General features: G+C 43.3%; 14 protein-coding genes. 8 read left to right on the top strand and 6 right to left on the bottom strand.

All coding sequences use genetic code 11. The annotated features are described in order from the left end of the window. The first annotated feature begins 513 nt into the window (after positions 1-513). The 6 genes from aroQ to fis all read left to right on the top strand — a co-directional run bounded on the left by aroQ (position 514) and on the right by fis (position 5,307). Positions 514-963 carry a type II 3-dehydroquinate dehydratase gene (aroQ, locus tag BCU68_RS02340; RefSeq protein WP_102563199.1) on the top strand — a complete coding sequence of 150 codons (450 nt, stop codon included), beginning with the start codon at positions 514-516 and terminating at the stop codon, positions 961-963. Positions 964-1,035: 72 nt separating this feature from the next. Next, positions 1,036-1,503 (top strand): acetyl-CoA carboxylase biotin carboxyl carrier protein, encoded by a 468-nt coding sequence (accB, locus tag BCU68_RS02335; RefSeq protein WP_102563198.1) that lies wholly within the window; start codon positions 1,036-1,038, stop codon positions 1,501-1,503. Positions 1,504-1,516: 13 nt separating this feature from the next. Further along, entirely contained in the window at positions 1,517-2,860 is a 1,344-nt protein-coding gene (gene accC, locus BCU68_RS02330; protein ID WP_102563197.1) for an acetyl-CoA carboxylase biotin carboxylase subunit, read from the top strand. A gap of 131 nt (positions 2,861-2,991) precedes the next feature. After that, entirely contained in the window at positions 2,992-3,879 is an 888-nt protein-coding gene (gene prmA, locus BCU68_RS02325; protein ID WP_102563196.1) for a 50S ribosomal protein L11 methyltransferase, read from the top strand. A 139-nt stretch (positions 3,880-4,018) separates the two neighbouring features. Beyond that, positions 4,019-4,987 carry a tRNA dihydrouridine synthase DusB gene (dusB, locus tag BCU68_RS02320; RefSeq protein WP_198591671.1) on the top strand — a complete coding sequence of 323 codons (969 nt, stop codon included), beginning with the start codon at positions 4,019-4,021 and terminating at the stop codon, positions 4,985-4,987. Between the two features lie 23 nt (positions 4,988-5,010). Continuing rightward, the gene (fis, locus tag BCU68_RS02315) at positions 5,011-5,307 is read left to right on the top strand and encodes a DNA-binding transcriptional regulator Fis (RefSeq protein WP_004729744.1); all 297 of its coding nucleotides are present in this window, start codon (positions 5,011-5,013) and stop codon (positions 5,305-5,307) included. An 84-nt stretch (positions 5,308-5,391) separates the two neighbouring features. Here fis and BCU68_RS02310 read toward each other — a convergent pair whose 3' ends face one another. The 4 genes from BCU68_RS02310 to BCU68_RS02295 form a co-directional block, all read right to left on the bottom strand. After that, a complete protein-coding gene (locus BCU68_RS02310; RefSeq protein ID WP_102563194.1) occupies positions 5,392-6,786 on the bottom strand; it encodes a HAMP domain-containing sensor histidine kinase in 1,395 nt (464 codons plus the stop codon). Next, complete coding sequence (locus BCU68_RS02305; RefSeq protein ID WP_102563193.1) at positions 6,783-7,472, bottom strand: response regulator transcription factor; 690 nt, start codon at positions 7,470-7,472, stop codon at positions 6,783-6,785. Before BCU68_RS02305 ends, BCU68_RS02310 begins: the two co-directional genes overlap by 4 nt. 11 nt (positions 7,473-7,483) lie before the next feature. Next, positions 7,484-8,047 (bottom strand): hypothetical protein, encoded by a 564-nt coding sequence (locus tag BCU68_RS02300; RefSeq protein WP_102563192.1) that lies wholly within the window; start codon positions 8,045-8,047, stop codon positions 7,484-7,486. A gap of 233 nt (positions 8,048-8,280) precedes the next feature. Next, positions 8,281-8,610: a DUF1840 domain-containing protein gene (locus BCU68_RS02295; RefSeq protein ID WP_102563191.1), complete on the bottom strand. Its 330-nt coding sequence runs from the start codon at positions 8,608-8,610 to the stop codon at positions 8,281-8,283. Between the two features lie 455 nt (positions 8,611-9,065). On the opposite strand from BCU68_RS02295, the gene purH reads away from it, so the two are divergent. Together purH and purD are read left to right on the top strand one after the other, a co-directional pair. Beyond that, the gene (gene purH / locus BCU68_RS02290) at positions 9,066-10,658 is read left to right on the top strand and encodes a bifunctional phosphoribosylaminoimidazolecarboxamide formyltransferase/IMP cyclohydrolase (protein WP_102563190.1); all 1,593 of its coding nucleotides are present in this window, start codon (positions 9,066-9,068) and stop codon (positions 10,656-10,658) included. 86 nt (positions 10,659-10,744) lie between these two features. Next, positions 10,745-12,031, top strand: coding sequence for a phosphoribosylamine--glycine ligase (gene purD / locus BCU68_RS02285; protein ID WP_102563189.1), 1,287 nt, complete (start codon positions 10,745-10,747; stop codon positions 12,029-12,031). Between the two features lie 179 nt (positions 12,032-12,210). On the opposite strand, the gene BCU68_RS02275 is transcribed toward purD, so the two are convergent. Together BCU68_RS02275 and hupA are read right to left on the bottom strand one after the other, a co-directional pair. Further along, positions 12,211-12,921: a DUF1481 domain-containing protein gene (locus tag BCU68_RS02275; RefSeq protein WP_102563187.1), complete on the bottom strand. Its 711-nt coding sequence runs from the start codon at positions 12,919-12,921 to the stop codon at positions 12,211-12,213. 39 nt (positions 12,922-12,960) lie between these two features. Then, positions 12,961-13,233 (bottom strand): nucleoid-associated protein HU-alpha, encoded by a 273-nt coding sequence (hupA, locus tag BCU68_RS02270; protein WP_102563186.1) that lies wholly within the window; start codon positions 13,231-13,233, stop codon positions 12,961-12,963. Positions 13,234-13,259 lie beyond the last annotated feature (26 nt).

Raw genomic sequence — 13,259 nt, 5'->3', positions numbered from 1 at the left:
TTTAGTCTACTATGATCTAAATGCCTTTTTATCTTTTGGAACATAGTGAACCGAAAGCTAACTAACCTTTGGGTTCACCATGATACAAAAGCTAAACCCATAAGGTTCACCACAGGACAAATACTCCTAATTACCTGCTTAAATCCTATCTATATTGAGTATTTAGAACATGGTAAACCTTATGCTAAATGAGCAATTAGAACATAGTGAACCTAATGCTATTTTTGCTCTTCTTGCCATGATCTCCTGCAGGGTAAAACACCTTCCATCGTTGCTTTTTAGCCAATTGCAAAAATATAGCCCGACTAACACAGGTGATAGTGATTAATTAAATGCGATGGAGGTCATGTTTTGGTCATTAGACCAGTAATTTGCTGCGATTTGCGCTGAATTAGCTATAATCAGGGTCTATTTTTTTAACAACTCGATTTTTGCTATAGAAAAATCGAGTTGTTTTGTAAATAATATGGATGTGTGTATATTAATTTCACGATAAAGGAAGATAACTTCAAGATGTCAGCAAAGTTACGAATTCTATTACTAAACGGGCCAAATCTTAATCTATTAGGTTTGCGTGAACCCGCACACTACGGATCACAGTCACTGCCTCAGATTGTTGAAATGTTATCTCAGCAAGCTCAAGAAGCGGGTGCAGAACTTACGCACCTGCAATCGAATCGTGAATATGAACTCATTGAAGCTATCCATGATGCTTACCAAAGTGTGGATTACATCATTATCAACCCTGCCGCTTTTACTCATACCAGTGTCGCACTGCGAGATGCATTATTAGGGGTTGCTATTCCGTTTATTGAAGTACACTTATCTAATGTTCATGCTCGTGAGCCCTTCCGCCACCACTCTTATCTTTCAGATAAAGCCGATGGTGTTATTTGCGGGCTAGGCGCTCAGGGCTACCAATTTGCTTTAACGGCCGCTTTAAATAAGCTACAAGACCGTTAGAGTCATAACATAACGACTACTTACTGGCTGCCTGTGGGCGACCAGTCAATCAACAGATAAAGAGAAAGAAAGATGGATATTCGTAAAATCAAGAAACTTATCGAGCTAGTAGAAGAGTCTGGTATTGCTGAACTTGAAATCGCAGAAGGTGAAGAATCAGTACGCATCAGTCGTTACGGTTCAGCACCTGTTGCAGCACCTGCACCTGTACATTACGCACAAGCGCCAGTTGCTCCAGCGCCAGTTGCAGCAGCACCAACGGTAGCCGCTCAACCTGAAGCAATCGAAGAAGCGCCAATTACGACTGGTCACCAAGTTCTTTCTCCAATGGTTGGTACTTTCTATGGCGCTGCAAGCCCAGATGCGAAGCCATTTGTTAAAGTCGGTCAGCAAGTGAATGCTGGTGATACTCTATGTATCGTTGAAGCAATGAAAATGATGAACCAAATTGAAGCAGATAAAGCTGGCACAATCACGGCTATCTTGCTTGAAGATGGTCAATCAGTAGAATTTGATCAACCGCTAGTTGTGATCGGATAAGAGGTCGCTAAATATGTTAGATAAACTAGTGATCGCAAACCGTGGTGAAATTGCACTACGTATCTTGCGCGCATGTAAAGAATTAGGCATCAAGACCGTTGCCGTCCACTCAACAGCTGATCGTGATCTTAAACATGTCCTTTTAGCTGATGAAACGATCTGTATTGGTCCTGCTCGCAGCATTGATAGCTACCTAAATATCCCACGCATTATTAGCGCGGCTGAAGTGACTGGCGCTGTCGCTATTCACCCAGGCTACGGCTTCTTATCAGAAAATGCTGATTTTGCAGAACAAGTAGAAAACTCAGGCTTTGTCTTTGTTGGTCCTAAAGCTGAAACCATCCGGATTATGGGTGATAAAGTTTCTGCTATCACAGCGATGAAAAAAGCGGGTGTACCATGTGTACCTGGCTCTGATGGTCCACTTGATGATGACGAAGCAAAGAATAAAGCCTTTGCTAAACGTATTGGCTACCCAGTCATCATCAAAGCCTCTGGTGGCGGTGGTGGTCGTGGTATGCGTGTCGTTCGTGGTGAAAAAGAGCTGGTTGAAGCAATCGCAATGACACGAGCAGAAGCAAAAGCTTGTTTCAATAATGACATGGTTTACATGGAGAAATTCCTAGAAAACCCTCGTCACATTGAAGTTCAAGTTATCGCAGATGGTCAAGGTGGAGCTATCCATTTAGGCGAACGTGATTGCTCTATGCAACGTCGTCACCAAAAAGTCGTTGAAGAAGCACCAGCACCTGGTATTACCGCTGAAATGCGTAAATACATCGGTGAGCGTTGTACTCGTGCTTGTTTAGAGATCAACTACCGTGGCGCGGGTACGTTTGAATTCCTATATGAAAATGGCGAATTCTACTTCATTGAAATGAATACACGTATTCAAGTTGAACATCCAGTGACAGAAATGGTTACGGGTGTTGACTTGATCAAAGAACAACTACGTGTTGCAGCTGGTCAGCCATTATCATTTACTCAAGATGATATTAAGATCAGTGGTCATGCGATTGAATGTCGTATCAATGCTGAAGATCCTGAGCGATTCCTACCTTCACCAGGTAAGATCGAACGCTTCCACGCACCAGGCGGCATGGGCGTTCGTTGGGAATCTCATATTTACACTGGCTACACGGTTCCACCGCATTATGATTCAATGATCGGTAAATTGATCACTTACGGCGAAAACCGTGATGTGGCGATCGCACGCATGAAAAATGCATTAAGCGAAATGATCGTAGAAGGTATTAAAGTTAACGTTCCTCTACAAGAATCGATTATGAATGATGAAAACTTCCAACACGGTGGTGCAAACATTCATTATCTAGAAAAAAAACTTGGCCTTCAGTAATAACTAAAGTTGCCTAGCTACACTAGATTCAAATGCCCGCCTTGAGTGGGCATTTTTTATTCTTAATGTATTGGTTAAAGATCTGCTAAACTCTGCCACCAATTACTCATTCCTAAAGAAAGAGCACTATCATGCCTTGGATTCAAATCAAACTGAACGCAACCAACGAGAACGCTGAACAGATCGGCGACATGCTAATGGAAGAGACAGGTGCACTATCTGTTACCTTCTTAGACGCTCATGATACCCCTGTATTTGAACCACTGCCGGGTGAGACGCGTCTTTGGGGTGATACGGATATCCTTGCCCTTTATGATGCCGAAGCTGACTCTGCGTGGATCATCAGCCAAATTACAGCAAGTGGCTTATTAGCCGACAATTTTGCTCATAAAGTTGAACAGCTAGAAGACAAAGATTGGGAACGTGAATGGATGGATAACTTCCACCCAATGAAGTTCGGTGAGCGCCTATGGATTTGCCCAAGCTGGCGCGATGTTCCAGAGCCTGACGCGATTAACGTTATGCTTGATCCTGGCCTAGCATTTGGTACAGGCACACACCCAACGACATCACTTTGTCTTGAGTGGCTAGAAGGTCTAGACCTAACGGGTAAAACGGTTATCGATTTTGGTTGTGGTTCTGGCATCTTAGCTATCGCAGCAATCAAACTAGGCGCAGCAAAAGTGGTTGGTATTGATATCGATCCACAAGCACTACTAGCTTCGAAAGATAACGCTGGCCGTAATGGCGTTGCAGACCAACTAGAAGTTTACCTACCGCAAGATCAACCTGAAGGGTTAATTGCCGATGTTGTCGTTGCTAACATCCTTGCAGGTCCATTACGCGAACTTTCTGGCGTGATTAAAGGCCTGATGAAATCTGATGGTCAACTGGCAATGTCTGGCGTATTAGATACTCAAGCTGAAGATGTGGCGACCTATTACCGTGACGAGCTTCACATTGATCCGATTATCGAGCAGCAAGAATGGTGCCGAATCTCTGGTCGTAAACAAGGTTAAATAAGTATTTTTTTTATAATTGATTGATATTTAAACGATTTATAAAAACATTTTGTAAATGCTCAAATATTAGTCTTTTCTTGAGGCGAAAAAATGCGTAAAATGCGCGCCCTTGCTGGTACAGAACTGTGATGATGTTTTGAAAATCGGAAATTATAAACTTAAGAACAATCTGATCGTGGCCCCAATGGCCGGAGTCACTGATAGGCCGTTCAGAGAGTTGTGTCTTCGCTACGGTGCGGGGATGGCGGTCAGTGAAATGATGTCCTCCAACCCTAAAGTGTGGAAAACATCTAAGTCGCAACAACGCATGGTACATGAGGGTGAATCGGGCATTCGCTCTGTACAGATTGCAGGCGCAGATCCACAGCTTATGGCCGAGGCAGCTCAATTCAATGTTGAAAACGGTGCACAGATCATCGATATCAACATGGGGTGCCCAGCCAAAAAGGTGAATAAAAAACTGGCCGGGTCAGCCTTACTTCAGCACCCAGAAGTCATTAAAGACATTCTAACTGCTGTTGTCGATGCTGTTGACGTCCCTGTGACACTTAAAACCCGAACTGGTTGGGACACGAGCCATCGTAACTGTGTCCATATCGCTAAGATAGCCGAGGACTGCGGCATTCAAGCCTTCGCTCTACATGGGCGCACTAGAGCTTGTATGTACAAAGGCGAGGCAGAATACGACAACATTAAAGCGGTTAAACAAGCTATTTCAATACCGGTTATCGCTAATGGTGATATCGATAGCCCAGAAAAAGCGAAGTTTGTACTCGATTATACCGGTGCAGACGCTTTAATGATCGGGAGGCCTGCCCAAGGTCGCCCATGGATTTTTCAAGAAATCCTACACTATTTGGAAAACGGTACCACAATGCCTGAGCTTCCTTACGAGGAAGTAAAAAGCATTATGCTTGGTCATGTTCACGCACTTCACCAGTTTTATGGGGAGTTCTTAGGCCCTCGCATTGCACGTAAGCATGTGGGTTGGTATTTGAAAGAACATGAACAAGCCAGTGAGTTTCGCCGGACTTTCAATGCTCTAGAAGCAGCACCGCTGCAATTGGAAGCATTAGAAAGTTATTTTGATAACGTTGCATCATAATTACGAGAAGAGCTAGACCGAATATGTTCGAACAAAATCTGACTTCAGAAGCACTAACAGTAACGACAGTTACATCACAAGATCAAATCACACAGAAACCACTACGTGACTCTGTAAAAGCATCGTTGAAAAACTACCTTGCTCAACTAAATGGTCAAGAAGTCAGCGAATTATATGAGTTGGTTTTAGCAGAAGTTGAACAACCTCTACTAGACACCATCATGCAATACACTCGCGGCAACCAAACTCGTGCGGCAACTATGATGGGTATCAACCGTGGTACTCTTCGTAAGAAGCTAAAAAAATACGGCATGAACTAATTAGACTTAGTTCTTAATGCTTTAAAATTAGAGGCTTATCATTTATTTGATAAGCCTTTTTTGTAGGTAAAATTCACATAATTTTTAATGTGGAGGAAATACAATCGTCGTCTTTAAACCACTTTTCTTTTCAAGATTGCTATATGCCATGCCAATCTCACCGCCATGTAATTTTGCCACGACAGCGACCAGTGGTAAGCCTAAACCATGTCCAGGGGTATGACGGCTAGCATCAAGACGAAAAAGGCGCTGATAGACCTTACAGTGCAGCTCTGGAGCTATGCCAGGTCCACTGTCTTCAACCACAATCCTATCATCCCGAATTCGAACCACCACTTGCGCACCTGCCGGTGAGTACTTATGAGCATTATCAACTAAGTTATACACCATGCGAAACAGCAGTGAGCGCTCGCCCTGAATGACACAAGGTTGAGCATCTAAAGTGATCTGCTGCTGTTTATCTTCTAACATTGGCTCAATCAACTCGATGACATCAGTGCTGATATCAACCAAGTTAACGTGAGAAAAAGCCGACCTATCTTGCTGAGCTTCCAGTTTACTCAACTCTAGCATGGCATTGAAAGTCATTAAAATCGCATCAAACTCACTGTGCAATTGCATAATATGTTGCTGGACTTGAGGGATGTCTTGCTCGCTTTCAAGTAGTGATAAACGATTCTTAATGCGGGTTAATGGCGTGCGTAAGTCATGAGCTATAGCATCGGTTACGCCTTGAATTTGATGGATTGAAGCTTCGACCTCATCGAGCATATAGTTAATAAACTGACCTATCCTCTCCCACTCATCTCTTTCATTTTCACTAAGCGCGGGATTAGATGGAAGACGCTGATTAAAGTAGCCTTGCTCAATATCATGCACAACTAGATCGATCGCTTTAAGCTGCTGAGAAATTTTACGGCGCACAATCCAACCTGGGATCAAAGCAATAAAAAAACACAAGATCATGATCACTAAAGCGGCATTAATAAAGTTTTCTTGGATCTGGCGAATATACTCATAATTCGTCGCCACCAGCACTTGATAATCACTGACCATAAAAGTGCAACCCTCAAGTATTGAAACACTACTTTTTTCAATACGAAAGATTGGAAATGGCGCTAAAGATGGGCATGTAGGTAACGCACTCGGTATATGACTAAGCGAGCCTAATACATCGCCACTTGGTGTTTTAATGACGGTGATAATACTGTCATTTTCATACAGCGTATCGCTAAGCCATCGTTCAATCTTCCCACCGCTATTAAGCTCTTGGACGGTCTGTAACTGTTCGATATGTTGGGCGATAAGTTGATGCTTAGATTGCACCAGAGGTTGGATACTAAATTGATAGACGGCAAGAAGGGCAAGTGCAACGGTGAACCACAACATCAGCGCGATAGATAATGATAAACGCCATAGTGAGTGACGCCTCCATTGCCGCTTTAATTCTTGAGACCAATTAACGGTGCCTTTCATCATTGACGAGCTTTTATCATTCGATAACCCGAACCACGTACCGTCTCGATTAAATTAGGGTAATTTGGCAAGTCGAGTTTTTTACGTAGGCGAGCAATATGAACATCAATAACATTGGTTTGTGGGTCGAAGTTATAATCCCATACCGCCTCAAACAATAGTGAACGTGTGACCACATGATCAATATGCTCGAGTAAATATTTCAGCAACTTAAATTCCTTAGCTTGCAGTTCTATTTTATTCCCAGCCAGCAAGGCATGGTGCCCTAAGAGATCGAGTTCTAAATGACCATTAATAAGCTTTGTGCTGGTATTTGTCACATGGTTCACACCACCACGAGTGCTTAGAATTTCAATACGAGCAATCAATTCAGAAAGTGCAAATGGCTTAGTCAAATAGTCATCTCCCCCCTGCTTTAGCCCTTTGACTCGTTCATCCACACTATCAAGAGCACTCAGAATTAAAACTCGCGCACTGACATTCGCCGCACGCAGTGTAGAAAGTACTGTCAAACCGTCAATACTTGGCAACATGCGATCAAGAACAATGACATCGTACTGCCCTTCAAGCCCCAAAAACAGACCATCTTGACCGTTATCTGCGCTATCAACGCTCCAACCTTGCTGTTTTAGTGACTGACATAAATATTGATTGGTCTCTTTATCATCTTCAATGACGAGTACTTTCATTGCACTACCTATTATTTATGACGTTTTAATACTGGGATTTCTTCGCCGCCATCAACATTGATAAGAATTTTTTGCTTACCTTGCTGTGCCGATGCCAGTTTAATTTCATAGAAAACAATACCACTTTTTTCTTCTAATTCTGCTTCAATTAGCTTAGCGGAGTATTTTTGCTCAAGTTGCGGGATTACCTCTAGAATATCAAAGCCAGATTGACGTACACGTTCGATAGCAAAGCGATCTTCTTTATCTAAATCACTAAAGCCAAACGTCGTTAATGATTCGCTTTTATCTTCAACCAAACTTTGATCAGCAACGGCATAACTCAATTCACGCTCAGTATCCGCTTCAAGATCGACCAATTTAAATTCATAGACCACCTGCTTGTTACGATGATCATCCAGTTCAATCTCGGTGACAACCCCAGAATCGGTTTGACGAACCACAGGCGCTAATGCCTCAACACTGGTATTACTCGCATTCAATGCCAGTAAGTTAATGGTCATATCATCACTCGCCATCGCTAAAGTTGACACTGAAAGCGCTGCCGTAAGTAGCCCTAGTTTAATTAATTTCATAACGTATTCTCATCGTAGGAAAATTAGCACAGAGTAATTGCGATTAAATTAATCACAGTAAACAATGACACAAAGCTGCCGCCACAAATTGTCATGGCTCTTTTTTGTCGAATGTTCATTTCTTACTCCCTGTGCTGATTTGATGAGTCCACTTTACGGTATGTACATAAACTGAGAATGGCACGAAGATTAAATAAAGTTAATGTTGCCTCTACTCTATTTGTGACCCCTTTTTATTCCAACGATTCCCACATCACGTCATTATTTTCTTGAACGGCTTTTTTGAGTAAAGCTAATAGTGGAAAAGCGCGCTGATTTAAACCGACGGATGGCTGAATACACTCTTCCTCTTCGCCATCATCATTCTGCGTCTCTTCTGCTTGCTGACAACGCACCTCTTGCTCAATAGCAGCTTGTAGTTGAGCGAGTGCCGCAGGAACATCAGCAGCGATAATCGCTCCAGGGACGGTTTTACTATGCCCCATCATCTTTAACATCAATAAACCCACATCACCAAACATCATGACATTACCACACGATTTGGCTTTAAAAGTAATCAGCATAGTCAGAACTCCTCATATAAATGCATCATTAAAATATCGGACACCCTTTTGCATTATGGAGTAATTAGAATATGGTGATCCAAATACTTCCTAAGCTCATTTTTAGCAAATAAAGTAATTAGATCATCATGTGCCAAATACTCGTTAAACCTTAATATCTATGCCGTGACACTTGATAATCAAGATGGATAAAAACCTCATGAACAATAACAAAACCTCAACAAAAGACGCGATATTACAATTATTTTTGCGAAGCCAAACGATTGCGCGAGCTTTTTAAAGATAAATTCGTTAGACTAATCGCGTTCAAATTTGGAGCTTTCATTACATTTATGTGTGATTAAAGGTCTTTACCAAAAGTGGCCAATCGTTTGTAAGCGAGCAGACACAAGTTCATTTTTGGCAAATATCTTTACATTATCTCTAAACTCCATGAATTTGAGGAATACAGAAGCATGAATATCGCTCGTCCTGTTCGTCGCGCTCTAATTAGCGTATCTGACAAAACTGGTATTGTTGAATTTGCACAAGCTCTTACTAACCGTGGTGTAGATATCTTATCTACTGGTGGTACCGCTCGCCTGCTTGCTGAAAAAGGCATTTCTGTTACTGAAGTTTCTGATTACACCGGCTTTCCTGAAATGATGGATGGTCGCGTTAAAACTTTACACCCTAAAGTTCATGGTGGCGTTCTTGGTCGTCGCGGTCAAGATGATGACGTTATGGAAAAACACGGCATTAACCCTATCGATATGGTTGTTGTTAACCTTTACCCATTTGCTGCAACGGTTGCTAATGAAGGTTGTACTCTGGCTGATGCTGTAGAGAACATCGACATTGGCGGTCCAACGATGGTTCGCTCTGCGGCTAAAAACCACAAAGACGTCACTATTGTTGTTAACGCACACGACTACGATCGCGTGATTGCCGAAATGGATGCTAACGAGAAATCTCTAACGCTAGAAACTCGTTTCGACCTAGCTATCGCAGCATTCGAGCACACGGCGGCTTACGACGGTATGATCGCAAACTACTTCGGTACTATGGTTCCATCTTACGGTGAGAACAAAGAAGGTGACGAAGAGAGCAAATTCCCTCGCACGTTCAACCAACAGTTCGAGAAAAAACAAGACATGCGCTACGGTGAGAACAGTCACCAAGCAGCCGCTTTCTATGTAGAAGCAAACCCTGAAGAAGCATCCGTTTCTACTGCTCGCCAAATTCAAGGTAAAGCCCTTTCTTACAACAACATCGCTGACACTGACGCAGCACTTGAGTGTGTGAAAGAGTTCGACCAGCCAGCATGTGTGATCGTTAAGCACGCTAACCCATGTGGTGTTGCGCTAGGTGAAGACATCCTAGAAGCTTACGACCGTGCATTCAAAACAGACCCAACATCTGCATTTGGCGGCATCATCGCTTTCAACCGTGAGCTAGACGCTGCAACAGCAACAGCTATCACTGAGCGTCAATTCGTTGAAGTTATCATCGCACCATCAGTTTCTGCTCAAGCAGTAGAAATCGTCGCGGCTAAGAAAAACCTTCGCCTACTTGAGTGTGGTGAGTGGACAACGAAGACAACTGGCTTTGACGTGAAACGCGTTAACGGTGGCTTGCTCGTTCAAGATCGCGACCAAGGCATGGTTTCTGAAGATGAGCTGAAAGTGGTTTCTAAGCGCCAACCTACAGCTGAAGAGCTAAAAGACGCGCTATTCTGTTGGAAAGTAGCGAAATACGTGAAATCTAACGCGATCGTTTACTCGAAAGGCGACATGACTATCGGTGTCGGCGCAGGTCAAATGAGCCGCGTTTACTCTGCGAAGATCGCGGGCATTAAAGCGGCAGACGAAGGTTTAGTTGTTGAAGGCTGTGCAATGGCATCGGATGCATTCTTCCCATTCCGTGATGGTATTGACGCTGCTGCAGAAGCAGGGATAAAGTGTGTTATCCAGCCTGGTGGTTCTATGCGTGATGATGAAGTTATCGCTGCAGCAGACGAACACGGCATGGCGATGATCTTTACTGGCATGCGTCACTTTAATCATTAAAAATTACTTGGTTTCTAAACCCTAGAAACAGTTCAAAGCCTCGAGTTACTTTCGAGGCTTAAGCAATTTAAGTTAAGGATTTTACAATGCGAGTTCTTATTATTGGTGCTGGCGGTCGTGAGCACGCACTAGGCTGGAAAGCCGCTCAAAACCCAAATGTTGAAACGGTATTTATTGCTCCAGGTAACGCAGGTACAGCACTTGAGCCTAAACTTGAGAACGTAAACATCGGCGTTGAAGATATCGCTGGTTTAGTCGCGTTTGCTCAAGAGAAAAAAATCGAATTGACTATCGTGGGTCCTGAAGCACCATTGGTTATTGGTGTCGTTGATGCATTCCGCGAAGTTGGCTTACCTATCTTTGGTCCCACAAAAGCGGCAGCTCAACTAGAAGGCTCTAAAGCGTTCACTAAAGACTTCCTCGCTCGCCATGATATTCCTACTGGCTACTATGCTAACTTCACCGAGATTGAGCCTGCTCTCGCTTACGTTCGCGAACAAGGCGCTCCAATCGTAGTAAAAGCTGACGGTCTAGCGGCTGGTAAAGGCGTTATCGTTGCGATGACTCTTGAAGAAGCTGAAGGTGCGATTAAAGATATGCTTGCTGGTAATACCTTTGGCGAAGCAGGTAGTCGTGTTGTTATTGAAGAATTTTTAGAGGGCGAAGAAGCGAGCTTTATCGTTATGGTTGATGGCGCTAGCGTTCTACCTATGGCCACCAGCCAAGATCACAAACGCGTTGGCGATAAGGACACTGGACCAAATACAGGTGGTATGGGTGCTTACTCTCCAGCTCCTGTTGTGACTCCAGAAATCCACAACCGTATCCTTGAAGAAGTTATCTATCCAACGGTACGTGGTATGGATGCAGAAGGCGCACCATACACAGGCTTTCTTTACGCTGGCTTGATGATCGATGCTGACGGTACGCCAAAAGTGATTGAATACAACTGTCGCTTTGGTGATCCTGAAACACAACCTATCATGATGCGTATGGAATCGGATCTTGTTGAGCTGTGCTTAATGGCTGTAGACGAGAAATTGGATCAAGCAGAATCCAAATGGGATCCTCGCGCAGCAATCGGTGTGGTATTAGCAGCCGGCGGTTATCCTGCTGATTATGCAAAAGGTGATGTGATCACACTACCTAGCACTGACAGCAGCAGCCAGAAGGTTTTCCACGCAGGCACGAAACACAACGAAGCGGGTGAAGTCACCACGAATGGCGGTCGTGTATTGTGTGCAACAGCACTAGGTAATACGGTTTCTGAAGCGCAGCAAAAAGCATACGAGCTCACTAAGCAAGTAAGCTGGGATGGTATGTTCCATCGTAATGATATTGGCTATCGCGCTATTGCTCGCGAGCAAGAATAACGATTAAGATAACCATCATGTCAATCGACTCATTTATGGCATAGCAAAAGGGCGCTGAATTATCAGCGCCCTTTTTAAATTTTACGAATGTCTTATCAAGCTTATCTTTATCAAACGATGAATTAGTATCAATTAAAGCAATACCAATCAAAATCATACCAATAAAAGTAAGTGAGTGATCACTCTTCTAAAAACTGAGGCTTTTCAACACAAGCGTGCTCAAGAGAGTCTGACAATATCAGTTTTTCAACGGCAATTCTTTTCCCTTTCTCTGCTCCCGAAAAAGCCACAAAGCTAGGTTGAGCTAATGCCGCTCTAATTGCATCATTAGGTAGAGGCGGGGTAAAGCTAAGTTCAGCATATGGGTTATGTTGGCAGTCTTTCAAATCAGACCCATCCCAGTAGCCCTGAATTAACGTGTAACCTTCTTTGTGCGATGCTTTAACCCTGGATGAGAGTAATGCGGCATCTTCTTTGTAAGCGGCCATTTGGCTGCTATTTAGTGGGTATACCTTGCCATCAATACGGTATTGTTGATAAACCGCTTCACCCGCTTGATTAAAACGCACATGAACACGGTAAGGAACCCGCTTATTTCTACTCGCTCGGGAAGAACCTTTACGTTGCTCACCTTCTCGAATAAGCTCGCTAAGACCATTGTCATTCCAACGATAATCGGTTTTATACCAACCAGAACTACCTTCGACAACATAGTCTGCACCAGAAAGTGGTTTGAGTAATTTCTCGCTATACCAATAAAAACTGGCGGTATCAGCCACAGTATAGGCAGAGGAAAATGACATAACTTGATCAAGGTGAGAGCGAGGTGCCGTAGAAGAGCAAGCCGCTAGAAGGGTACTCAGTAATGCAGTAACTAAAATTTTCTTCATAATGAATACGCCGAGATAAATACCTCGGCGTAGTGTAAATTATTTTACAGCATCTTTCAGCGCTTTCCCTGAAACAAACGCAGGAACGTTTGCTGCAGCGATTTGGATTTCATCGCCTGTTTTTGGGTTACGACCAGTGCGAGCTGCACGGTGATTTACTTTGAATGTACCAAAACCAATTAGTTGCACTTGATCGCCATCTTTTAGCGACTCAGTTACGCCATTTAGTGTCGCTTCTAGTGCTGCTTTAGCTTGAGCTTTAGAAAGATCCGCTTTTTCAGCAATAAAGTCGATTAATTGGGTCTTGTTCATTAGGTTTCCCTTCTCGTAAGTTATCG

Source organism: Vibrio sp. 10N.286.49.B3, assembly GCF_002873395.1.
In the GTDB taxonomy this organism is placed as follows: Bacteria; Pseudomonadota; Gammaproteobacteria; order Enterobacterales; family Vibrionaceae; genus Vibrio.
Note: the sequence above shows the minus strand (reverse complement) of the source record. Positions and strands in the feature narration are given on the sequence as shown.